The organism is Corallococcus terminator, from assembly GCF_003611635.1.
GTDB lineage: Bacteria > Myxococcota > Myxococcia > Myxococcales > Myxococcaceae > Corallococcus > Corallococcus terminator.
Map to the genome: position 1 here is coordinate 1 of NZ_RAVZ01000009.1, position 22,568 is coordinate 22,568.

Below are 22,568 nucleotides of genomic sequence, written 5' to 3' on the forward strand. Positions count from 1 at the left end.
GCGCGCAAGGTGCGCGCCTCGGCGGCCAAGCTCGCCTTCGCCGCGGGCGGTGAGCCCCTGCGCACCCTGGACGACGCCCGCGCGGACGACGGCCTCACCCACGACATCACCGGCGCGCAGGCCCGCGCCCACGGACTGTCCATCCCCCTGCGCACGCCCGAGGAGGCCGCCGCCCTCTTCTGGCGCATCTCCGAAGGCGCGGACTTCACCTTCTTCGAGCACTACCTCGCCGACGAGGCCGGGCACGCCCAGGACTTCACCGCCGCGCGGGCCGCGTTGGACACGTTCGATGCGTTCACCCGCGCCATCGCCGCCACCCGCCCCGCCGACGCGCGCGTGCTGGTGTGCAGTGACCACGGCAACGTGGAGGACCTGTCGGTTCGCGGACACACCGTGCACCCGGTGCCCATGCTCTACTTCGGGCCCTCCGCCCCGGAGGTAGCGTCCTTCACCACGGTCGCGGACGTGGGTCGCGCCGTGATGCGCTGGCTTGGGGCCAACGGAGGGGCTCGGGATGCGGGTGGGTGGTAGCGCGGGACGATGGAGCGTCATGCTCGTGGCGCTCGCCCTGCTGTCGGCGTGCGCCTCCATGACCCGCAAGCCCCCCGTGGACGCCGACGCCTCGCTGGAGCTGCCCGGCGGTCAGTTCCGCTTCGCCCACGCCCCCCGGGAAGCCCAGGCCGCGGACATGGTGCGCCGGGCCGTGGAGAACGCCGCCCCCCGCCTCGACCGCTGGGGCACCTTCCACGAGCCTGTCACCCTGGTCATCCACCCCAACCACGCCGCCCTGGAGCGCGCCGCCAACCGCCCCGACCACGACTTCCTGCGCGCCTGGGCCCGCTTCGAACAGGTGGAGCTCCAGAGCCCCCGCACCTGGACGCGCGCCGGGGCCTCCCAGAAGCAGGTGGACGAGCTGCTCCTGCACGAGCTCACCCACAGCCTCATGTACCAGGCGTCCGCCACCCGCATGACCTGGACGAAGAAGGGCATCCCCCTGTGGTTCAGCGAAGGCATGGCCTCCTACACCGCGGCCCAGGGCTACCGCGTCCCCAGCCTGGAGGACCTGTCCCGCTTCCTCCACGACCACCCCCAGGCCGATCCGCTCGCCCGCGCCGAGTCGCTCTACGAGTCCGAGAACGCCACCGTCTACGGCGCCGCCCACCACGCCTTCGACTTCCTCATCAGCCGCTACGGCGAGGAGCGCGTCCGGGGCACCCTCCAGGCCATGCGCCAGGGCCAGGACTTCACGCCTGCCTTCCAGGAGGCCGTCGGAATCCCCGTGGACGCCTTCCTGCGCGACTTCCGCCGTTACGTGTACCTGCGCGGCTTCAAGGGGGGTCGCATCAACCCACCCGAGCCCGAAACAGGTCGGTTTCGCGGCGAAAACCGGGGGCTTCCCTGGATTCCATTGATCTCCAAACCATTGCCCCCACCTTCGGGCCCTCCAGACACAACTCTGGAGGGCACAAGCCCGAAAAGATGAAGACGCCCGCTATGCGTGGGCCGTCGGAGGATTCCCCCCGTGAGTGACTCCAAGATCAACCGCCCGACCAGCGCCCCGGCCCCCGCCAAGGCGTCCCCCACGGTCGACGCCGAAAAGGTGCTTGCCCAGCAGAAGGCCGCCGCCGCCAAGGCCGCCGCCGCCCGCCGGAACACCTCCGCCTTTGAATCCACGCCGGCCGCGGGCGCGAAGGCCCCGGTCGCGGGTTCTGGAACCCTGGCCCGTTCGGGCAACACGGAGGCCCTGCTGGGCGCCGCTCCCACCGCCCCGGTGCGTCCGGGCGCCACGGTGGAGAAGCCCGTCACCCGCACCATCACGTTCACGTACGACGCGGGCCCGCACAACCAACTCACCAACCCGCAGCTCAAGGGGAGCTGGGACGCGGACGGCCGCTTCAGCGCCCAGTGGAGCGGGGGCGGCATCCCCATGAAGCCCCTGGGCAATGGCAAGTACGAGGCCTCCGTGAAGGTGGCGGACGACGGCCTGGCCCGCAACTGGGAGTGGGGCGTCAGCGTGGACGGCCCGTCCGGCAAGGACCAGTGGGCGGTGATGGGCGAGGGCAACCTCAAGCTGGATCTGTCCAAGCCCACCGCGTCCTATTCGCCGACGACGTACCACCAGATGGGCGCGCAGCGCTCCGGCCAGGACGTGTCCTTCAAGTTCTGGGCGCCGGATGCACGCGCCGTCCAGGTGAAGGTCACCGACAAGCAGGGCCAGCAGCAGACAATCCCCCTGACGCGCGACGAGGGCGGCAACTGGACCGCCCAGGCGAAGGGCGCCTGGAGCAACCTGGAGGGCAAGTCCTACGTCTACGAGGTCGTGGACTCCACGGGCGCCGTCAGCGACCGGCCGGACCCGTACGCGCGCCGGATGATGGGCGAGCAGCGCGGCCTGGACCGCCTCTTCCTGGACCCCATGCGCGGCAAGGAGGTGGACCGCTACTTCCCCGGCGCCACGCCCCTCATGCGCTTCGACGTGGACGACGCCGAGGACGCGGACAGCGCGTACCTGGTCCTCAAGGACGGCGACGGCAACCCGCTCAACAAGGCGCAGCTCCAGGAGCGCCTGGGCAAGTTCGACGAGACGCTCATCGACAAGTTCCGGGGCGGCGCGGCGAACAGCGACTTCTGGTCGCGCAACGTCACGGACGACGGCCGCATCAAGATGACGAACCAGGGCGGCGCGTGGACGACGCTCGTCAATGATCCGTCGAAGCTCGAAGGCCTGCGCTACGAGTTCCAGGTGTTCGACAAGGACGCGCAGGGAAAGCTGCACCTGCGCGACGACGTGAACAACGATGGGAAGCTGTCCCAGACGGAGCGCATCTCCTCGTCGGAGAACGACCCCTGGAGCGACCTCATCACCGTGGGCAGCGGCGTGGACTTCCGCGGCTCCGTCTTCACGGACCCCACGGCGTTCGTGTTCAAGAACGACAACGTGCCGCGTGAGAAGGACCCGTCCAAGTGGACGGTGTACCAGCTCCACGCGGGCAGCTTCCTGGGCCAGGCGGGCAACTCCAACCGCTCCACCATGGAGGACCTGCTCAAGAAGCTGGATTACTTCAAGGAGCTGGGCGTCACCACGCTGGAGCTGCTGCCCACGAACGAAGTGGAAGGCAGCCGCAACTGGGGCTACCTGGGCGTCAACAGCCTCGCGGCGGAGAGCTCGCTGGGCTTCGAGGACGACACGGGCCAGTGGGTGGAGGGGGATGAAGCCCTCAAGCGCTTCATCGACGCGGCCCACGGCAAGGGCCTCAACGTGGTGTCGGACGTCGTCTACAACCACGTCTTCGGCGACCACAACGGCCTGTGGAACGTGGGCGGCCCCAGCAATCCGTACTTCAACTGGTCCAAGGAGCCGGGCAAGTTCGAACAGCGCGACACGCCCTGGGGCGCGGTCCCCGCGTACAACACGCCGCAGGTGAAGCAGCTCTTCATCGACCACGCCGTGCAGCAGGTGCAGGAGCTGAAGTTCGACGGACTGAGATTCGACTTCACGGAGCCCATCAAGGGCGTGGGTGGCAAGGACGGCTGGGAGATGCTCCGGGAGATCAACCGCCAGGTGCACTTCGTGAACCCCAACGTGTGGACCGTGGCGGAGCAGTTCGACTACGAGCCGGACATCTCGCGCCCGGCGAAGTCGGACGGCACCGGCGGCGGCTTCGACGCGCAGTGGTACACGGAGTTCCAGCACCGGCTCGTCAACGACAACAGCAAGCCGGGCCTGGTGCAGGCGGCCGCGCGCGGGCTGAAGACGGACATGGACGCGTTCGTCAACCTCATGACGGCGCCGCGCGGGTTGGACAGTTGGCAGAAGGCGCTGTCCATCATCTCCAACCACGACGAAGTGGGTAACGCGCAGCGCACGATGAACACCGCGGAGGGCGAGAAGGCCACCGACTTCCCGGACCAGTGGACGCGCGGCGCGGCCCGCTTCACCGGCGGCATGGGCATGGCCGGTCCCGGCATTCCGATGTTCTTCCAGGGTGACGAGTTCGGCGCGCAGAACGACTTCCGCTGGGGCAACCCCTCCACCTGGGACAGCGACTGGAGCTGGCAGGACGTGGGCAAGGACGTGGACTTCGGCAAGGTCACGTTCAACGACGCGACGAAGGCCACCTACGAGCGCCTCTTCACGCTCTCCCCCGACGCGCAGACGAAGGACGCGGCCTACAAGTCCTTCTCCGCGGACGACAAGAAGCTCTTCCAGGAGATCTCCAGCCTGCCCGCCTCCGAGCGCAAGGACGCGATGCTGGACGTCACCCGCCGGCAGAGCTTCAGCTTCTACAAGGACGCCATCGGCCTCAGGAACAGCAGCCCGGCCTTCAGCGCGGCGGCGGAGGTGAAGCGCGTCTACACCCACAACGACGACAGCGTGATGGCCTTCACGCGCAAGTCGGGCAACGAGGAGTTCCTCGTCGTGGGCAGCCTGAACAAGAAGAACCTGGACGGCTACACCCTGCCGCTGCCTCCCGGGCAGTGGAAGGAAGTGCTCAACAGCGACGCCTCCGCGTACGGCGGCGGCAACTTCGGCAACTTCGGCGCCACGCTGAACGGCGGGAACACCAAGGTGAACATCCCCGCCGCCGGCTACGTGGTGATGAAGCGGGTCGGTTAGTTCGTCCCCTTCGCTTCCGGTCCGGCCGCCGCCTGCTTCGGGGCCGCCGGACTGGGAAGCAGGGGCGGCCGGTCCTTGCCCTCCATCGCCCGCTGGAGCTCCAGTTCCTGGAGCAGCACCGCGGGCGCCACGGTGGACACCGGCACGTTGCCGCTCTCCGCGCCGCAGAAGCCGTTGAACACGCCCAACCGCTGGCCCGTGGCGAGGATGCGGTTCACCGACGACAGCGGCGTGCCGACGATCTCCACGCCTCGCACCAGCGTCTCCTCGCCCGTCTTCACGTCCACGCGGTACACCATGCGCGGCACGCCCTTGAAGGCCTGGTAGCCGTAGCTGGACGTGTTGGTGTTGCCCCCGGTGATGTCGCGGATGATGAGCCCGTACGGCTTGCCCTGCCGCTTCGCCTCCGCGACGAGCATCTTCTTCAGCTCCGCGTCGCTCACCTGCTTCGTGCTGTCCACCAGGAGGTTGCCCATGCGCGCCACCGGCTGGAGCGTGCCCTGGCCGCGCCCATGGCCGTTGGACTTCGCGAAGCCTTCCACCGGGTGACGGCTCATCAGGTAGCCCTTGAGCACGCCCTTCTCCACCAGCGACACCGGCTGCCCCTTCACGCCCTCTTCGTCATAGAGGTAGTAGCCGTTGAGCGGCTCGCCGTTCACCTCGCGCCTGGACGGATCATCCCGCAGCGACAGGAAGGACGGGAGGATCTGCTTGCCCTCCTGGCCCTTGAACGTCTTGCCATCGCTGTCGCCGTCCTGCCGGTCCGCTTCCAGCCGGTGGCCCAGCGTCTCGTGGAAGAGCACGCCCGCGGCCTCCGGCGCCAGGATGGCAGGCCCCGCGTACGGGACGATGGCCGGCGCCTGCCTGAGCGCGAGCAGTTCGTCGATGACCTTCTGCGCCGCCGCGTGCACCTTCACCACGTCCGGCATCCCGGCTTCCGTGGGCAGGTAGAAGCTGCGCGAGTCATCCAGCAACTGCCCGTCCGGCGCGCGCGTCACCGCGGAGACGTGCAGCGCGTACAGCGTCTCCTCGGTGATGAGCTTCGTGCCTTCGGAGGAGACGAACAGCCGCGTCGCCTTGTCCGCGGTGATGCGCACCTCCGAATCGAACAGCTCCGGGTGCGCGTTGAAGCGCGCGGAGACCTCCCGGGCCAGCTTGCGCCACTTCTCGCGGTCAAAGGGAAAGGCCACCGGCGGCTGCACGTAGGTGGAGGGCGTCTCGCGGGAGAAGGACGCCGCCCGCTTGGGGTCCTCCACCGCGTAGACGTCCTCGCCCTTCTTCTTCAGGAACTGGAAGAGCGCGGCCTTGTACTTCTCATCCGTGACGAGCCATAGCGCCGTGCGCAGCGCGAGCGGCGAGTCATCCAGCGGCCCCTCCTTGCGCGCGCTGAAGCTCGAGCCCTTGCTGGTGCTGAAGCCGAAGTCGAGCGAGTCCGCGACGGAGCTGTCGAAGTCGTAGCTGCCCACGCGCACGTCCACGCCCAGCTTGCGCTCGCGGTAGTCGTCGTCCTGGAACACCGCCCCGTAGCGCGCGACGAGCAGCCGCGACTCGTAGTCCTTCACCAGGTAGCTGATGAAGTACGGCGCCTCATGGCCGTTCACCTTGAGCTGCTGCTGGTTGCGCGTCAGCTCCGTGGACATCGCCTCCAGCAATTGGGAGCGGGGGCCTGGCGCGGGCGTCGCGCCCATCAGCAGCGACGCAGCCATGAACAGCGGGAACAAGGGACGAAAGGCGTTGGGCACGGCGCGCACTGTAGCCAGAAACGGGCAAGGGTCCTCCCCTCACGCGCAGCCCCTCCCGGCGGCGCGTGAAGCGAGGACCCTCTCGCCTGGAAGCCTTGCGGCCTCCAGGCGCATGTCGCCTGTCTGTACCTTGAAGCCTTCGGGAAGCCTTACGCCTTGACGATCTTCTCGCGGCCCTCCGTGACGGCCTTCGTCGCGTTGCGCGTGTCGATGACGATGTTCGAGCGCTGGACCAGCTCGTTGTAATCGATGTGCGAGTGGTCGGTCAGGATGATGACCGCGTCGTACTGGTTGAGCGTCTCCGGGTCGAGCGGGACGGACGTCATCTCCATGTTGAAGCCGTGGCCCTTGTGCAGCTCCTTCACGAACGGGTCGTGGTAGCTGATGTCCGCGCCCTTCTCCTTCAGGAGCGTCATCACGCGCAGCGACGGGGACTCACGGAAGTCGTCAATGTCCTTCTTGTACGCCGCGCCCAGGCAGAGGACCTTCGCGCCGTTGAGGACCTTCTTGCCCGCGTTGAGCGCCTCCATCGTGCGCTGCACCACGTAGTAGGGCATCTGCCAGTTCACTTCGCCGGCCAGCTCGATGAACTTGGTGTGGAACTCGAACTCGCGCGCCTTCCACGTCAGGTAGAACGGGTCGATGGGGATGCAGTGCCCGCCCAGGCCGGGGCCCGGGTAGAACGGCTGGAAGCCGAAGGGCTTCGTGCTGGCGGCCTGGATGACTTCCCAGACATCCACGTTCATGCGGTCGCAGAGCATCTTCATCTCGTTGACCATCGCGATGTTCACGCAGCGGTAGATGTTCTCCAAGAGCTTGGAGAGCTCCGCCACGCGCGTGGAGGACACCGGGACGACTTCCTTCAGCGCGCTGCCGTAGAGAGCGACCGCGACCTCGAGGCACGCGGGCGAGTAGCCGCCGACGACCTTCGGAATCGTCTTGGTGTTGAAGCCCTTGTTGCCCGGGTCCTCGCGCTCGGGGCTGAAGGCCAGGAAGAAGTCCACGCCCGCCTTGAGGCCGCCCTTCTCCAGCAGGGGCTTGAGGATCTCCTCGGTGGTGCCCGGGTAGGTGGTGGACTCCAGGATGAAGAGCTGGCCGGGACGCACGTACGGCGCCAGCGCCTCGCCCGTGGCGATGATGAAGCTCATGTCCGGCTCACGCGACGCGGTCAGCGGCGTGGGCACGCAGATGATGACGCAGTCCAGCTCACGCGACTTGGCGAACTCATTGCTCGCCGTGAGCTTTCCCGCCTGGGTGAGCTTCGCCAGCGGCTCGCTGGGGATGTGCTTGATGTAGCTCTCACCCTTCGTAATCTTGTCAATCTTGCGCTGATCCACGTCCAGGCCGGTCACCATGAAGCCGGCGTCCGCGAACGCCATGCCCAGGGGAAGACCGACATAACCGAGACCCACCACGCCAACCTTCGCCTCCCGATTGCTGATCCGCTCCAGCAAGGGGTTGCCAACCATCACGCGCATTGTCGTTACTCCCAGCAATTGACAGGCGGCCTCGCCGGCTCACCTGTCCCGACCCACACCGTTCACCTGAAGACGAACACCCACCCCAGCCTCGCCGGAGGCGTCATCTGCCTCCGGAACTCCACCGACACCGCCGACACCACCCGCCCATACCCGGGCGAATACTGCGACGGAACGAGCGAGGTCTCCAACCCCCGCCCCAGCAACACCCAACCCACGGGCGCTTCCGCCGGTCCAATCTCCACCGCGCGTGCCTCGAAGGAACCAGGTCCTTCTTGCACACGCTGGGCCCGCGCCAGCACCACCGCGTCAGCCTCACACCACCGCGCCTGCCCATCGGGCAGATGCAAACGTCCCACCACCTCATGACGGCCCGTACCGACGAGCCGGTCTTCCACGGCCAGCGCGCGCACGTGCCGGTCCAGGAAGAAAGTCCTCTCAATGCCTACCGGCGACGCCAGGTGCCGGTAGCCGTCGTGCCGCACCACCAGCCGGTCGTGCCGCGCGCCGGGCTGGAAGGCCAGGACGCGAGCCCTTGCATCCTCCGGCAGCGCGAACAGCCGCGCCGGATCCAACGGGGCCTGCTCCGCCCCATCCACCTGAAGCGTGTTGTGCGCCGCGGTACTCCGCATCGCGTTGCGCAGCGCCGGATCCCGCGTGTACGAACCGGTTCCCGGGTCGACGATGACGGGGCGGCCATGAACATGAAGCTCGAAGGAGAGTTTGTCGTTGTGACTGTGTCCCCCGACGCCCCGTTGCCCTTGCTTACCGGCCGACACAGTGAGCACGACTCCCGGGCCGCGCAAGGTGTGAAATCCACCTTCCGGAAAGCTCACCGAAGCAGCTTCCGGCGCCACGGACAGCGCAGCGAAACGCTCCAGGCCCGCGGTGCCCAACAGCCACGCCGCCTCGTCCGGAAACACGCCGTCACGGAGGCCCGAATCATTGAAGAGCGCCGCGCCCAGCCCGGACAGGTAGCCCTGCTCGCGATCATCCCGGTCCTGGAAGGGAAAAGCGCGGCCTGAATCATTGTCGCCCATCTGCGGCGCCAAGCCTGCTTCGGAAGACCAGGCGCGGGACGCGACATACATCAATCGCAGACGCGACTCGTACGCGGGCCCCAGGGACACGCCCGCGCCGCGAGCGACGACATAGGCCAGCGTGAACAGCTCCACCGACAGGCGGTGGTAGGGAATGGAGCCCTCGAAGGACGTGCCTTCCGGATGCACCTGCGCATCCATCTGCGCGCGCAGCCCGTTGGCGGCGAGCGCCACCTGCCGGGGCGCGCCCGGCAGTTCCGGGAAGAGCAGGCCCACCACGGCCAGCCCCACGTAATTGGAGACGAGGTGGTTGTTGGGCACCGCGCCGTGGTCCTCCAGGTGGGCCTCCACCCACGCGGAGTGCTCGGTGAGCGCGCCCAGCACGGGCACCAGGAACTCCGGACGGCGCACCTCCGGCGCGTCCGCGAACATCACCAGCGCCTGCGCGAGGTTGGCCGCGCGCAGGGCAATCTCCATGGGGCACGTCCAGTGGGCGCCCATGCCCACGGGGTTCGCCTGGAGGAAGTCCAGCGTCTGCGCGACGAACGCCGTCGCCAGCCGCGAGCGTCCCACCGGCGAGTTCGTCACCCAGGCGCCCTGCGCCAGCGCCACCAGGCTGTCCAGCCGGCCCATCACCCACGGGTACTTCGGATCCATGCCCTTCACGAGCAGCCGCAGGGTCTCCACGGGCTCGACGGGGTAGCGCTTGCCACTGAGCGGATCCAACGACCAGTCCACCGGACGGCCCTCGCCGAAGGACACCGGCGTGCCGAAGACATTCCACGCCTGGGCGAGCGCCTGCGCCGCTCGGGCCTGCGTGCGCTGCTTCGCGCCCGGAAGCTTCTCGATGGCGGCGCGAACGGACGCGCGCTGGGACACCTCGCACCAGGCCCGCGAGGAGCGGTGGTCGAGCGCCAGCGACACCAGTTCTCCGGCCGACGTGGCACCGAAGGACTCCAGGAGCTGGGCCTCGTCGACCTGCTCACGGCGGCGGTAGAGGGCCTGCCGCGCGACACCCTGGACACGGCGGACCGCGCTCTTCGCCAGTGCTCCTGGCGCCATCCGAGCGATCGCCGCGTAGTACTCGAGAGTTCCCATCCGCCCCTTCCCGAACCGCTTGACGAGGAGGAGCGATAGCAAGTGCTCGGCCAAAACCTTTTCCCAGTGGGAGCAAGGGTTTGGCCAGGGTGTCCTGCCCCCGCGACGGTAAAAATGTCCTCCCGCCGCCGATCACGGTGGGTAAAGAATTCCTGATCGCCGGAGAAGGATTTGCCCAGCGCGGGAGCCGTTGCGCCTCCACCGAGGCATGCCCATTCCTTGGCACGTGCGGGCTGGGGCTTGGATGGGGCGGCGCATCGAGGACGACCTCGATGCCAGGGTGGAAACGACGCTGACGGCGGTGGCCGAGCAGGCGCTGCGCAGAGGAACGCGCGCGGGCCTGGAGGCTCTGCTCAAGGCGACATTGCGGCTGACCGGTGCGACCGGCGCGGCCCTCCATGAAGGACATGCGTGCGTGATGAAGGTGGGGCGAGTGCCCGCCCATCGCGACGGAGACACCGACAAGGCAGCGCGAAGCCCCGTCCTCCAGGTCTGGCCGGCGCCGCTGACGACATCGCAGCGGCACGTGGTGGCGCGCTTCGGTGCGTTCGCCCCTGCCCTGCTGAAGGCGCATGCGCGGGAAGTGGCGCAGCGCGAGAGGCAGTCGCGACTCCTGGAAGCGAAGCTGCGCCTGGAGCGCACCGTGCTGGCGCTGGAGAAGCGTCGCTCGCGCGCGGCCCATGACTTGCGCACGCCCCTGATGGTCATCCGGGGCTACGTGGACATGATGCTCAAGGGCACCGCGGGCCCGCTCAACGCGCAGATGCAGCGCTACCTGGAGCGGCTCGCGAAGTCGGGCACGGACCAGAAGGAGCTCATCGACCGGCGCCTGTCGCCCCTGGTCCCGGGCCTGGACGACCTGCGCCCCGTGCTGGAGCGCGCCTTCGCGCCCACGCCCGGACGCCGCCGGGCAGCGCCCACGCTGACGCTGCCCGAAGCCCCGGCCGTGGCCGTCCGAGGCAGCCGAGCGGACTGGGAGCTGCTCGCCCGCACGGTGGCCAGGAGCACCGCGAACGCGGTGGCCGTGGATGTCCACCTGGGCCCGTCCCTGGACGCCACGCAGTGGCTGCTGCGCGTCCAGGCCTGCCCTGGCGCTGCCCTTCCCCCGCGCACCGAAGCCGTGCTCCGGCACCTCGCGGGGCGCCTGGGGGGCACGCTGGGCGTCCACCGGGAGCCCCGGCTGGAAATCACCCTGCTCTGTCCAAGGGATGACGCCTTCGCGGTGCCGGCCCACCGCTAAGCGGGCGGGATTGCGGGAAACGTCAGGGATTCGCGTGAAAGGTAGGCAGAGGTCGCAACTCGCCTACCTGTGCTTGCGATAAAAGGGAAAGCTGTTTTCCTTCCTACCCTCGAAGGTCGACCCCCCATGAAGCTCTCCCGGAACTCGAGCGTCCGCTCCACGAAGTCCGACTCGGCGCTGTCGTCCCCTCCGCGCCGCAGCAACTCCGTGGACTCGAAGCCGAAGACGAACACGCCGACGTCTTCTACCCCGACCAAACCCACGCGTTCGAACTCGACGCCCGCGCCCACGCGGCCGCAGCCCACGGACGTGACGGGCAGCCCGTCGCGCACCCGTCCGCGCAACCCGGACGGCGCCGCGAAGGTGAACGGCCCGGACGCGGCCTCGGCGAAGAAGCCCACGACCAACACTGAAATCCGCAACTGGTACAACCAGAAGGTCGCCAGCATCCCGGAGACGGACGCGAAGCTGAAGGCCCAGGGCGCGTCCCTGGAAGAGCGCGCGAAGGCGGCGGTGAACACCCGCCACGAGGCCCGCCTGGAAGCGCGCAGCTTCATGAGCAACCCGCTCGAAGTCATGATGCTCAAGGCGCGCGACTTCTTCACGTACGGCCGGCTGGACGGTCCCTCGTTCGACCAGTTGGTCAAGGGTGCCAAGGCGAAGGGGTTGACTGGGGACGCCGTCTACCAGAGCCTTATCGACAGCTCGAAGCGCACCAACCAGACCGTGAACAACCACTTCGCCAATCAGCAGGCCAAGCTATGAACGCTGAGCAACTCCTGAATCAGAAGCTGGAATGGGTGAAGACGACGGACGTGCTGCACCCGCTGCGCACCAAGGCGGACGGGCAGGAGCTGCGCATCCGCATCGGCGACTTCCCCGAGGAGTCCATGTACACGCTGCTCGTCGGGGAGCAGGAGGTCGCGCAGTTCGACGACTGGCCCAAGGCGTGGAGCCGTCCGAAGAAGTGACGTGTCTTCCCCGGGCCTTCCCTGACGGAAGGTCCCGGGCCGCACCCGACGCCCTGTCCCGACGCTCGCGCGGGGACGGGGCGTTGTCGTTCCAACCGCCCGAGCGTCAGCCCGACGACGGCAGGAGCTGCCGCACGAGCTCCAGGAGCTTGCCGCGCTCCACCTCGCGCTTGACGAGGTAGCCGTCCGCGCCGGCCTCCAGGCCCTCCATCCGGTCCTCCTGGCTGTCCAGCGACGTCACCAGGATGATGGGCGTGCGGCGGAACATGGGGTGCCTCTTCATCCGCCGCGCCAGCCCCACGCCGTCCAGCCGGGGCATCTGCCAGTCGCTGACGACGAGCTGGCAGTGGACGCGGTCCAACACGGACCACGCCTCCTCGCCATCCGCCGCCGTCACCACCGGGTAGCCAGCGATTTCGAGCAGCGACTTCATCGCGAAGCGCGTCGTGAGCGAGTCGTCGCACACCAGGATGCGCGGCATCTTCGTCTCGCCCACCGGCGAGCGCATCTCCGGCTTCGCCGCGCGCAGGAGCTCCAGCGCGTTGAGCACCGGCACCACGCGGCCGTCGTCCAGCACCGCCGCGCCCGCCAGGTGGGGGACGCCCTGCAGGTGCTTGCCCAGCGCGCGGACGACCAGCTCCTGCTGCCCCACCACCTCATCGATGGCGTACAGCACGCGCTCCTCGCCCAGCGCCAGCAGCACCGCCGTCTGCCGCCGTCCGGACTCCAGCGCGAGCTCCAGGCGCGGCAGCCCGATGGCCTCCGACAGCGTCAGGAACGTGAGCTGTTCGCCATCCAGCCGCGCCACCACGCGCCCGGCCACCGTGCCGATGTCGTCCTTGTCCAGCCGCAGCACCCGCTTCACGGTGTCGGAGGGGATGGCGGTGATGGTGTTGCCGGTGCGCACCAGCAGGCCCAGCGCCGCGGCCAGCGTGAGCGGCAGGTCCACGATGAAGCGCGTGCCCTTGCCCGGCGTGTACTCCACGTCCGCGGAGCCCTGCAGCCGCTGCGCGGTGGCCAGCACCACGTCCAGGCCCACGCCTCGGCCCGACGTGGAGGTCACTTCCTCCCGCGTGGAGAAGCCCGGCTGGAAGATGAGCCGCGCGGCCTGCGGATCCGTCAGCTTGTCCGCCGCGTCCTGGGTCATCAGGCCCCGGCGCACCGCCGTCGCGCGCACGCGCACTGGATCCAGGCCCGCGCCGTCGTCCTCCACGATGACGCCGATGCGCGTGCCTCGCGCCTCCACGCGCACCGTCAGCCGTCCGGAATCCGGCTTGCCCGCCGCGCGCCGCCCCTCCGGCATCTCCAGCCCGTGGTCGATGGCGTTTCGCACCAGGTGCACGAGCGGATCCTTCAGCGCGTCCACGATGCGCCGGTCCAGGCGCACGTCGGTGCCGCCCAGCTCCAGCACCACTTCCTTGCCCAGCCGCGACGCCGTCTCCCGCACGGTGCGCCGCAGCGGCTCCAGCACCTGCGAGGCCGGCACCATGCGCAGGTCGCGCAGGTCGTCGCGCACCACCTGCGCCACCAGCGCGTGCTGCTCGCCGTCGCGGTGCGCCTCCTTCGCCTGCTCCAAGAGCCGCTTCTGCATGTTGCGCATCAGGCTCACGCCCGCGCGCAACTGCTCCAGCGCCGTGCCCCCACCCGACAGCGCGAGCTGCGACGCGGAGCGCTCCAGGTGCAGCAGCACCTCATGCGCCTGATCCGTCAGCGCGCGGAAGCTCTCCGTGCGCCGGCCCGCCTGCGCCCGTCCCGCCACCAGGTGCTCCACCTGGAGCGCCAGCGAGTCCAGCGTCTTCACCGACACGCGCACCGCGCGGTCCACCGCCCCGGCCCGGCCTTCGGCCGCCGTCGTCGCGCGCGCCGCGGGCTTCGCCACCACCGGCGTCGGGGCCACGGGCGCGGGCGTGGACGACTGGGAATCGGAGGAGTCCTCCGACAGGCCCAGCGCCGCGCGCAGGTCCACCAGCGCGCCCGCCACCTCCGAGGCCGCCTGTCCCGCCGCGTCCCCGCCCTCCTCCATGCGCGTGAAGCCCAGCGCCGCGGCCTCCGCCAGCGCCGCCACCTGCTCCGCCTGCGCGGCCTCCGCGCTCTGGCGCAGGGCATGCGCCCGCTCCACCGCCGCGCGCACCGCGCCCGCCCGGTCCTCCACCTTGGGGGACACCAACCGGCCCAGCGCGGCCTCCAGCGCCGAAAGGATCTTCAGGCCCTCCCCGCCCAGCGCGCCGGAGTCGGTGGCGTCATCCGACGAGGACGACACCTCCCCGCCATGGCCCAGCGCCGTGAGCAGCGCGGCGACGCCGTCCACCACGGGCGCCTCTCCCGCGTCACCGCGGTTGAGGGCGTTCTCGATGGCGGACAGCCCCCGCAGCATCGCCTCCACGGCGGTGCGGGAGATGGGCTCCTCCAGGTTGACGTGCGACAGCCCGTCCTCGATGGCGTGGACGAGGCGTTCGATGTCGTCCAGCCCCAGGCTCGCCGCGGAGCCCTTGAGGCTGTGCACCACGCGCTTGAGCGACGGAAGCAGGTCCGGATCGCGCGAGGCGGCCGGCTGCTCCAGTCCCAGCACCTTCGACCCGATGGCTTGAATCTGCTCGCGCGTCTCCGCGGCGAACACCGGCCAGATGCTGCGCAACAACTGCGGATCCATGAAACCCCAGTCCCCTCTAGCCGCGCCGGGCGGCCGCCGGGTTGCCCAGCTGTGTCAGGTCCAGCACCGTGAGCCGGTCCGGCGTCAGGAACAGGAAGGGGCCCGCCGGCGGCTGGGACAGCTCCGCGCGAGGCAGCTCCTTGCGTCCATCCACCACTTCCGCCGCCAGTCCGAACGCCTCGTCCTCCAGCTCCACCACCACCACCTTGCTGAGGTCGGACATGCCGCCGCCCTCCAGCCCCAGCAACTGCCGCAGGTCCAGCACCGGCACGATGCGCGAGCGGCTCAAGAGCGCGCCCAGCACGTGTCGGGGCGCACCGGGCAGCGCGCACATGCCACGCGCCTCCAGCACGTGGTCCACCAGCTCGATGCGCACCGCGTAGCGCTCGCCACCCACCTGGAAGGCGAGCACCGTGACGACTTCCTGGCGCTCCTCGTGACGCGAGCTGGCCAGCGCCACCGCGCGCTGATGGAGGACCTCGCGCCGCCGGTGGGCGCTCACCACCTGGCCGCCCTCGAGCAGCATCTGCGCCGCGTCGAGCGAAGCCTTCAGCTCCTCGAAGTCGATGGGCTGGAACTTGGTGTCGTCGGCTGGCATCGCTTTAGTACTTGGTGGCCGGCAGCTTGAGGAAGTCCCGCACCTTCGAGCGCAGATCATCCACCGAAACCGGCTTGTTGAGGAACGCGCTCGCGCCCACGAGCTTGCCCTTCTGCCGGCTCGCGTCGTCCTTCAGGGACGTGAGCAGCAGGAAGGGCGTCTCGCTCAGCTTCGGATCGCTGCGGATGGCCGCGCACAGCGCGAAGCCGTCCATCTCCGGCATCTGCACGTCGGAGATGATGAGGTCCGGCTTCTGCTCGCGCGCCCGCTTGAGACCCACCGCGCCGTTGGGCGCGTCCACGAAATCCAGCCCCCACCCCATCAGGTACACCTGGAGGAGGTTGGTGATGGTCTTCGTGTCCTCCACGATGAGCACCTTCGCCGCCTTCTTGGCCCCGCCCGTCACGTTGCTGTTCATAGCTGGTACCTGCCCACTAGATCCGAGAAGCGCTTCGACAAGGTGGAGAGGTTGCCGGCCACCTGCTCGATGCGCCGGGTGCCCTCCACCGAATCACTCATGGCGGACGTCAGTTCGCCCATCGCGGTGGCGATCTGTTCCACCCCGATGGTCTGCTGCCGCGTGTTGCCGGCGATCTGCCGCGCGGCCCCTGAAGACTCCCGGATGACCTCCGAAAGTCCCAGGATGGTGTTGCCCGCGCTGCGCGCCAGCTCCATGGCCGCCTGCGCCCGCCTGCTGCCTTCGTCCGTCGTTGTCACCGCCAGACGGGTGCCCTTCTGCACCTCGCCCAGCAGCACGCGCACCTGCTCCGCCGCCATGCGGGACTGCTCCGCCAGCGTGCGCATCTCCGTGGCCACCACCGCGAAGCCGCGGCCGTGTTCCCCGGCCTTCGCCGCCTCGATGGAGGCGTTGAGGGCCAGCAGGTTGGACTGCTCCGCCACGTCCTTCACCTGACCGATGATGTCGCTGATCTGCAGCGTGCGCTCGTTCAGGTCGGTGATGGCCAGCGCGATGGCCTTCACCTGCTCTCCCAGCTTCTCCATGCCCGTCACGCTCTCCGTGACGACCTTCTGGCCCTCCGCGCTGAGCGTCTCCGACTTCTGCGTCTGCGCGATGACCGCGTCCGCGTAGGACGTGGCCTGCTTGGACGTCTGGGCGATCTCCGCCACGGTGGTGCTGGTCTCGCTGATGGCGGAGGCCTGCTGGTGCGCCATCGCGGACTGCTGCGTGGACGTGGCCAGCACGTTCGCCGCCTCGTACTCCAGGTCCGTCGCCGCGCCCCGCAGGTCGTGCAGCAGGTGCGCCAGCGCGTCCGCCATGGTGGCGAAGCTGCGCGCCAGTTCGCCAATCTCGTCCGTCCCGGCGGTGTCGATCTGCTGGCGCAGGTCCCCCGCCGCGATGCCCACCGCCGCGCGGGCCAGCCGCTCCAGCGGCACGATGAACAGGCCCGCCATGCCGGCCACGGCCAAGAGGCCCACCACCAGCACCAGCAGGCCGATGCCCGCCGTGCGCCAGGTGCTCGCGGCCAGCGACTCCACCAGCGCCTCGCGGTCCAGCGCCAGTTGCACGGTGCCCACGCGCACGGCCGTGGCACCCGCCCTGTTCACCAGGATGGGGGCCGTCGTCTCCACCACGGGCAGCGTGCCCACGGTCAGCAGGCGGTCCACCACCGCGTCGCCGTCCGCCGCGTCCACCGCCGTGGCGCTCGCGAAGCTTTCGCCCGACGAGCGCGCCAGCACCTTGCCGGAGGCGTCGCGCACGACGATGTACGCGATGTCCGGCATGTTCTTGAGCGCCAGGTCGGTGCCCTGTTGCAGCGCCGCCGCGTCCTGGCCAGCGACGGACGCGGACACGTTGGCCGCCATGCCGATGCCTACCGCGCGCGCGCGCCGGGTGAGCTCGTCCAGCAGGCCGTCACTCATCTGCATCCAGAACGCGAAGGTCAGGATGCCGACCAGCACGATGCCGAACAAGCCCGTGCCGATGATGAGCTTCGTCCGCAGGCTGAGCCGCGCCGATTCCAACCCTTCGGGCAGCGCCACCTTCATCCCTTGCACTTCCACGTTGTCTCCACCTCACGTCGGGACGGACGCCGTCAGCGCGCGCCCTGCCAACCCACCTGCGAAGGCCTTGGGGCAAGCGCCTGTCGGAGCCCCCCCGCGGTCATCGTCGTCTCCACCCCTCGCAGCGGGTGCTCGTCATCCAATCCATCCAGCGCGCGCAGCGCGTTCTGCCGCGCGCGCTCCGCGTCCTCCCGCTGATCCAGCCGGCTGTAGAGCGACACCAGCGTGGCATGTCCCAGCGCCAGTTGCGGCTCCAGATACAGCGCCTTGCGCACCGCCTCCACCGCCGCGAGCAGGTCACCCCGCGCTTCGGCCACCATCGCCAGCAGCAGGTACGCCTCCGGGGACATCGTCCGCGCGGCCTCGCGCGCCAGGGCTTCGGCTTCCTCGTAGTTGCCCGCCTGCGCCGCCGCCAGCGCCCGCGTCAGCAGGCCGTTCGGCGCCCCCACGCGCGCGGGTGTCACCGGAGCGGGCGGCAGGGGCAGCGGGGTCTGCCTGGTGACGGGCTCCGGGGTCGGTCGCGACACGAACGCGGACACGGGCGGCGGGGAGACGCGGCGGGACTCCATCCGCAGCACGTTGGCCGGCGGCGGCGTGTCCCGGCGCGCCGAAACGGCGGCGAAGGACGGCGGCGTGTCCCGGCGCGTGGGCGCGGTCGCGGCCTCCAGCGTGGGCCACGACTCCAGGGGCACGCGCAGGACGGGAGTGCCATCCGCGTCCAGCGTCTCCAGCCCCAGGCCGTTGGTCAGCGGCACTTCCGCGGGTGACACGAAGAGCAGCCCGCCTGGCGCGAGCGCGGACACCAGCCGCGCCAGCACCACCTGCACCATCTCCGGCGTGAAGTAGATGAGGACGTTGCGGCAGAAGATGGCCTGGAAGCCCATGGACGGCACCGCGTCCGTGGCCAGGTTGTGGCGGCGGAAGTCCACCGCGCGCATCACCTCTGGCACGACCCCGTGCTGCGGGTCCTGGCCCGGCGGTCCGGGATGCACGGTGAGGAAGCGCCGCTCCAGATCCGGCTCGATGCGGCGCAGCGACCACGGGCTGTACACGGCGGCCTTCGCGCGCAGCAGCGCCCGGCCGGACACGTCCGTCGCCAGCACGCGGAAGCGCCCGCCCTCCCCCAGCCCCGCGGCCATCAACGCCATGGCGATGCTGTAGGGCTCCTCGCCGCTCGCGCAGCCCGCGCTCCACACACTGAAGGTGCCCGGATGCAGGCGGGCCCGCGCCGCCAGCGCCCGCAGGTGCTCGGGGTGGCGGAAGAAATACGTCTCGCCAATGACGGCGTGCTCGATGAACGCCTCCACCGCCAGCGGCTCGCGCAGCAGCAGTTGGCGCAGGAAGGTCGCTTCCGAAAGACCGCGCGCCAGGGCCGCACGCGCCAGCGCGGGCTCCAACGAACGACGCAGGCTGCTCGCGAGCGTCAGGCCGCAGGCGCCCTGGAGCACCTCCTCGACCTTCGCGAGCGTTGCGTCGTCGAGGAGCCCTTCGCTCACAGCGCCTCCATCCCGGCCAGCACGGCGCTCGTGCGCAGGAGCGGCCGCAGGCCTTCAGGCGTCCGGCACAGCCCCGCCATCAGCCCGGTGCCGTCCCACGGCAGGGCCTCCTCGCCACCCGGCGTGCCGTCCAGCAGCACCGGCGTCTCCACCAGGTCGCGCACGCGGTCCACCAGCAGCGCCACCGTGCGGCCCGCCTCCACCACCACCAGATGCGAGTCCAGATCCGGCGTGCGCTTCACACCCAGCATGCGCGCCAGGTCCACCACCACCGCCGGACTGCCCCGGTACACGAACGTCCCCGCGATGTGCGCGGGCGCGCCGGGGAGCGGATCCAAAGCCACCAGACGAACCACCTCGCGCACATGCCGGGCGGGCACGAGCGCGGACGTGTTGGCTGCCTCCACGGTCAGGTACAGACCGGGCAGGCGCAACTCGCCCTGCAGGGAGGCAAGCTCCTGACGCAACTGCACCTGCTCCGCTTCCAACGCCGTCAGCCGCTGCTGCACGGAGACGCGGCGGACCTGGGGTGGGACTGAAGTTTTGGGGGTTTCGGCCATCAGGGAACTCCGCCCACCACGAGGAGGGCAGGAAGAAAAACCGTAATCCGGGAAGCCCGTCCAACGCAATGCGGGCAAACCAGAAGTTGACCCATGCAGGCATGCCCCAGAGCGCCGGGTCTGGGTTGCCCCGACGTGGTGGATTCTGGACCCCCTTGGGGTGCGCCCGACCGGAGAACTGTGCTTGGATGAGGACCTGTCGTGATTGCCGGAGAAACCATGCTGCAAGCATCCAGGGGACACGAATGATCAAGAGCGATTCCCCGAGCCCAGAAGCCCCGGGAACGGATCCGCTCATCGGCCGGACGTTGAACGGCCGCTTCAGCATTCTGGAGCCCCTGGGCATTGGCGGCATGGGCAAGGTGTACCGCGCCCTGCAGGCCCCCCTGGAGCGCGTGGTGGCGCTCAAGGTGCTCAACCCCAACTTCCCGAGCAGCCGCGACCCGGGCTTCCAGAAGCGCTTCCTGCGTGAAGCGTCGCTGACGTCCAAGCTGCGGCACCCGAACACCGTCACCGTCATCGACTACGGACAGACGGACGACGGCATCTATTACATCGCGATGGAGTACCTGGAGGGTCGCACGCTCGCGCAGGTGCTCGGCCAGGTGGGCCCGCTGCCGTGGACGCGCGCGGTGTCCGTCGCGCAGCAGGTGTGCCGGTCGCTGCGCGAGGCGCACAGCCTGGGCATCATCCACCGCGACCTGAAGCCCGCGAACATCATGATCCTCAGCGAGTCGGATCAGGAGCTGGTGAAGGTCCTGGACTTCGGGCTCGTGAAGTCGGTGGCGCCGCAGGAGGGGCCCGTGGGTCCGGAGATCACCCAGAACGGCACGTTCCTGGGCTCGCCGATGTACATGGCGCCCGAGCAGGCGCGCAACGTGGCGGACGCGCGCAGCGACGTGTACTCGCTGGGCATCATGCTGTTCCAGATGTTGATGGGCCGCCCGCCGTTCATCGCGCGCGACCACATCGAGCTCATCTTCGCCCATTACAAGGAGCCGCCTCCCACGTTCCAGGCTGTACGCCCGGACCTCGCGGTGCCGCCCGAAATCGAGATGGTGGTTCGCCGCTGTCTGGAAAAGGAACCTGCCCGGCGCTTCCAGACGATGGACGAACTGCTGGAGGGCCTGCGCGAGGCGCACATGTCCGCGGGCGGCAACAGCGGCGTGTTCCGCCGGATGGGCGGCGCGAGCACCACCGGCCCCTACCCTTCTCCGCCGACGACGGGCCCCTACGCGTCCCCCATCTTCGCCAACGTGGGCAACCACGACGGCAACGACGGGCTCGCGGTGGACATCAGCGTGGAGGTGCCGCGCGACGTGCAGCGCGCCCGCCAGCGCACGCTCCTCATGGGCGGCCTCGTCGGAGGCGTGGTGGTGGCGGGCCTCGTCGGCACGGCGCTCTTCTTCCTGCGCGGTGGCGCGGAGGACAAGCCCGCGCAGCCGGTGGTGCAGGCGGCCCCCGCGCAGCAGGCGCCAGTCGCCGAAGCCCCGGTGGCCCCCGGGACGGGCAAGGTGCGCTTCAAGCTGATGAGCCAGCCGTCCGGCGCGCGCGTCTATTTCAAGGGCAAGGAGCGCGGCACGACGCCCTTCACCCTGGAGCTGCCCCTGGGCAGCGAGGGCAGCATCACCGCGGAGCTGACGTTCGCGCTGGAGGGCTACCAGACGGAGACGGTCATCACCGGCGGCTCTGGTGAGGTGGTGCTGTCGCAGAAGATGACGAAGCGCCGGGGCGGATCCGAACGGCCCAGCCGCGTGGAGCTTGCCAACGCCTCCACCCCCGAGGACTTCGAGAACGTGGCCCCGGTGACGCCGGGCGGACTGGCCGCGCCGGTGATGATGCAGGCGAATCCCGCCGTCGGCGGCGCCGTGCCCGCCACGGTGAGCGACAAGTCCGCGGGCGCGCTTGGCGCGTCGGCCGCGACGGTGCAGGTGAGCGCGGCGGGCAGCCTCGCGGTGCCCTCGCTGACGACCGGAGCGCTGGCGCCCCTCCCGGCCGACGCCGTCGTCCCCTTCAACGAATCCATGGAGCGTCCGGTGATGCTGGAGGAGGGCCGCTCCCTGGCCTACTCACGCGAAGCCCTCGCCACCAAGTCGGAGGGACTCGTGGCGGTGCGCTGCACCATCACCACCAAGGGCCGCGTGGAGAACTGCCGCGTCTTCAAGATGGTGGAGCACATGGAGCGCGCGGTGCTCGATTCGCTCCTGTCGCGCACCTACAAGCCCATCCAGTACCAGGGCCGTGCGGTGAACGTGGACTACACGTTCACCATGCGCCTCGTCGCCCCGAAGCGCTGAAGCCGCGGCCGGCCTCCCGCCGCGTCCCTGGCCTCAGGGACCGGTGGAGGGCAGCAGCGGAGGTGAGGGTGGGACGGATGGGGCGGCGCCTCCGGGAGGCACGCCCCAGTCCACCACCGGCCAGCCCCGCCGTCGGGCCTCGCGTCGCAGGCGGTGGTCGGGGTTCACCACCACCGGACGCCCCACCACCTCCAGCACCGGCAGGTCCGTGTACGAGTCCGTGTAGAAGGAGCACGCGGACAGCGGCACGCCCGCTTCCTTCGCGGTGGCCTCCGCGTAGTAGCGCTTGCCCTCGCCGTAGCAGATGGGGCCCAGCGGGCGCCCGGTGTGGCGCCCCGCCGCGTCCACCTCGAAGCGGTTGCACAGCACGCCGTCCAGGCGCAGCTCGCGTCCCACCAGGTCGGACAGGTAGCTGGAGGAGGCCGTCAGGAGCACCAGTTGGTCGCCCGCCTGCCGGTGGGCCTCCAGCGCGAGCAGCCCGCCCGGCCGGTACCGGCCCCGCACCAGCTCTCCGTAGAAGTCCCCAGAGCGCAGCTCCAGTTCGCGCGCGTCCGAACCGGTGAGCAGGGAGGTGGCGCGCAGGAGCACGTCCTCCATGGCCACGAAGCCCAGGTGATAGCGGGCGAGCAGCACGCTGGCACGAAAGGCCTGCCACCGGGAGATGTGGCCCAGCGCCAGCTCGCGACGCACCCACAGCGACGCGGAGTTGGCGGCGAGCAGGGTGCGATCCAGGTCGAAGAAGGCGACGGCCACGCCCA

Annotated in this window: 16 protein-coding genes and 1 pseudogene; 7 read left to right on the plus strand and 10 right to left on the minus strand. The window is 69.8% G+C overall.

Annotated features, from left to right (window positions below; all coding sequences use genetic code 11):
- The 3 genes and pseudogenes from D7V88_RS02610 to D7V88_RS02620 all read left to right on the plus strand — a co-directional run.
- Nucleotides 1-531 (plus strand): annotated as a pseudogene (locus tag D7V88_RS02610) (metalloenzyme); the annotation flags it as partial.
- Between the two features lie 19 nt (nt 532-550).
- Complete coding sequence (locus D7V88_RS02615) at nt 551-1,483, plus strand: gluzincin family metallopeptidase (RefSeq protein WP_244237931.1); 933 nt, start codon at nt 551-553, stop codon at nt 1,481-1,483.
- A gap of 39 nt (nt 1,484-1,522) precedes the next feature.
- Nucleotides 1,523-4,618 carry an alpha amylase C-terminal domain-containing protein gene (locus D7V88_RS02620; protein ID WP_120538996.1) on the plus strand — a complete coding sequence of 1,032 codons (3,096 nt, stop codon included), beginning with the start codon at nt 1,523-1,525 and terminating at the stop codon, nt 4,616-4,618.
- On the opposite strand, the gene D7V88_RS02625 is transcribed toward D7V88_RS02620, so the two are convergent.
- The 3 genes from D7V88_RS02625 to D7V88_RS02635 form a co-directional block, all read right to left on the minus strand.
- Nucleotides 4,615-6,324, minus strand: coding sequence for a TldD/PmbA family protein (locus D7V88_RS02625; protein ID WP_120539031.1), 1,710 nt, complete (start codon nt 6,322-6,324; stop codon nt 4,615-4,617). The genes D7V88_RS02620 and D7V88_RS02625 overlap by 4 nt on opposite strands.
- A 185-nt stretch (nt 6,325-6,509) precedes the next feature.
- Nucleotides 6,510-7,829 (minus strand): nucleotide sugar dehydrogenase, encoded by a 1,320-nt coding sequence (locus tag D7V88_RS02630; RefSeq protein ID WP_120539032.1) that lies wholly within the window; start codon nt 7,827-7,829, stop codon nt 6,510-6,512.
- 71 nt (nt 7,830-7,900) lie between these two features.
- Nucleotides 7,901-9,976: an alginate lyase family protein gene (locus tag D7V88_RS02635; RefSeq protein ID WP_120538997.1), complete on the minus strand. Its 2,076-nt coding sequence runs from the start codon at nt 9,974-9,976 to the stop codon at nt 7,901-7,903.
- Between the two features lie 244 nt (nt 9,977-10,220).
- Here D7V88_RS02635 and D7V88_RS02640 point away from each other — a divergent pair, with 244 nt between their 5' ends.
- The 3 genes from D7V88_RS02640 to D7V88_RS02650 all read left to right on the plus strand — a co-directional run bounded on the left by D7V88_RS02640 (nt 10,221) and on the right by D7V88_RS02650 (nt 12,187).
- A complete protein-coding gene (locus D7V88_RS02640; protein WP_158624972.1) occupies nt 10,221-11,216 on the plus strand; it encodes a histidine kinase dimerization/phospho-acceptor domain-containing protein in 996 nt (331 codons plus the stop codon).
- Between the two features lie 126 nt (nt 11,217-11,342).
- Complete coding sequence (locus tag D7V88_RS44185) at nt 11,343-11,981, plus strand: hypothetical protein (RefSeq protein WP_244237932.1); 639 nt, start codon at nt 11,343-11,345, stop codon at nt 11,979-11,981.
- Nucleotides 11,978-12,187 carry a hypothetical protein gene (locus tag D7V88_RS02650; protein ID WP_199741768.1) on the plus strand — a complete coding sequence of 70 codons (210 nt, stop codon included), beginning with the start codon at nt 11,978-11,980 and terminating at the stop codon, nt 12,185-12,187. The genes D7V88_RS44185 and D7V88_RS02650 overlap by 4 nt, the downstream gene beginning before the upstream one ends.
- Nucleotides 12,188-12,293: 106 nt before the next feature.
- Here D7V88_RS02650 and D7V88_RS02655 read toward each other — a convergent pair whose 3' ends face one another.
- From D7V88_RS02655 to D7V88_RS02680, 6 genes are read right to left on the minus strand one after another with little or no spacing between them, the layout of a single operon-like run.
- Entirely contained in the window at nt 12,294-14,837 is a 2,544-nt protein-coding gene (locus D7V88_RS02655; protein ID WP_120538999.1) for a hybrid sensor histidine kinase/response regulator, read from the minus strand.
- A gap of 16 nt (nt 14,838-14,853) precedes the next feature.
- Nucleotides 14,854-15,435, minus strand: coding sequence for a chemotaxis protein CheW (locus D7V88_RS02660; protein WP_120539000.1), 582 nt, complete (start codon nt 15,433-15,435; stop codon nt 14,854-14,856).
- A gap of 4 nt (nt 15,436-15,439) precedes the next feature.
- Nucleotides 15,440-15,853, minus strand: coding sequence for a response regulator (locus D7V88_RS02665; protein WP_120531825.1), 414 nt, complete (start codon nt 15,851-15,853; stop codon nt 15,440-15,442).
- A complete protein-coding gene (locus D7V88_RS02670; protein ID WP_372241063.1) occupies nt 15,850-17,457 on the minus strand; it encodes a methyl-accepting chemotaxis protein in 1,608 nt (535 codons plus the stop codon). The genes D7V88_RS02665 and D7V88_RS02670 overlap by 4 nt, the downstream gene beginning before the upstream one ends.
- Nucleotides 17,458-17,489: 32 nt before the next feature.
- Nucleotides 17,490-18,953, minus strand: a complete 1,464-nt coding sequence (locus tag D7V88_RS02675; protein WP_120539002.1) for a CheR family methyltransferase — start codon at nt 18,951-18,953, stop codon at nt 17,490-17,492.
- Nucleotides 18,950-19,513 (minus strand): chemotaxis protein CheW, encoded by a 564-nt coding sequence (locus tag D7V88_RS02680; RefSeq protein ID WP_120539003.1) that lies wholly within the window; start codon nt 19,511-19,513, stop codon nt 18,950-18,952. The genes D7V88_RS02675 and D7V88_RS02680 overlap by 4 nt, the downstream gene beginning before the upstream one ends.
- Before the next feature lie 245 nt (nt 19,514-19,758).
- Here D7V88_RS02680 and D7V88_RS02685 point away from each other — a divergent pair, with 245 nt between their 5' ends.
- Complete coding sequence (locus D7V88_RS02685; RefSeq protein ID WP_120539004.1) at nt 19,759-21,810, plus strand: protein kinase domain-containing protein; 2,052 nt, start codon at nt 19,759-19,761, stop codon at nt 21,808-21,810.
- Between the two features lie 33 nt (nt 21,811-21,843).
- Here the strand turns inward: D7V88_RS02685 and D7V88_RS02690 are convergent, their stop codons facing one another.
- The gene (locus D7V88_RS02690) at nt 21,844-22,563 is read right to left on the minus strand and encodes an HAD family hydrolase (RefSeq protein ID WP_120539034.1); all 720 of its coding nucleotides are present in this window, start codon (nt 22,561-22,563) and stop codon (nt 21,844-21,846) included.
- Nucleotides 22,564-22,568 lie beyond the last annotated feature (5 nt).

What these genes read in the sequence shown, in the direction of transcription:
- D7V88_RS02615 (WP_244237931.1), top strand. Translation starts at nt 551, where the DNA reads ATGCTCGTGGCGCTCGCCCTGCTGTCGGCGTGCGCCTCCATGACCCGC.
- D7V88_RS02625 (WP_120539031.1), bottom strand. Translation starts at nt 6,324, where the DNA reads ATGGCTGCGTCGCTGCTGATGGGCGCGACGCCCGCGCCAGGCCCCCGC.
- D7V88_RS02630 (WP_120539032.1), bottom strand. Translation starts at nt 7,829, where the DNA reads ATGGTTGGCAACCCCTTGCTGGAGCGGATCAGCAATCGGGAGGCGAAG.
- D7V88_RS02635 (WP_120538997.1), bottom strand. Translation starts at nt 9,976, where the DNA reads ATGGGAACTCTCGAGTACTACGCGGCGATCGCTCGGATGGCGCCAGGA.
- D7V88_RS02640 (WP_158624972.1), top strand. Translation starts at nt 10,221, where the DNA reads ATGGGGCGGCGCATCGAGGACGACCTCGATGCCAGGGTGGAAACGACG.
- D7V88_RS44185 (WP_244237932.1), top strand. Translation starts at nt 11,343, where the DNA reads ATGAAGCTCTCCCGGAACTCGAGCGTCCGCTCCACGAAGTCCGACTCG.
- D7V88_RS02650 (WP_199741768.1), top strand. Translation starts at nt 11,978, where the DNA reads ATGAACGCTGAGCAACTCCTGAATCAGAAGCTGGAATGGGTGAAGACG.
- D7V88_RS02655 (WP_120538999.1), bottom strand. Translation starts at nt 14,837, where the DNA reads ATGGATCCGCAGTTGTTGCGCAGCATCTGGCCGGTGTTCGCCGCGGAG.
- D7V88_RS02660 (WP_120539000.1), bottom strand. Translation starts at nt 15,435, where the DNA reads ATGCCAGCCGACGACACCAAGTTCCAGCCCATCGACTTCGAGGAGCTG.
- D7V88_RS02665 (WP_120531825.1), bottom strand. Translation starts at nt 15,853, where the DNA reads ATGAACAGCAACGTGACGGGCGGGGCCAAGAAGGCGGCGAAGGTGCTC.
- D7V88_RS02680 (WP_120539003.1), bottom strand. Translation starts at nt 19,513, where the DNA reads ATGGCCGAAACCCCCAAAACTTCAGTCCCACCCCAGGTCCGCCGCGTC.
- D7V88_RS02685 (WP_120539004.1), top strand. Translation starts at nt 19,759, where the DNA reads ATGATCAAGAGCGATTCCCCGAGCCCAGAAGCCCCGGGAACGGATCCG.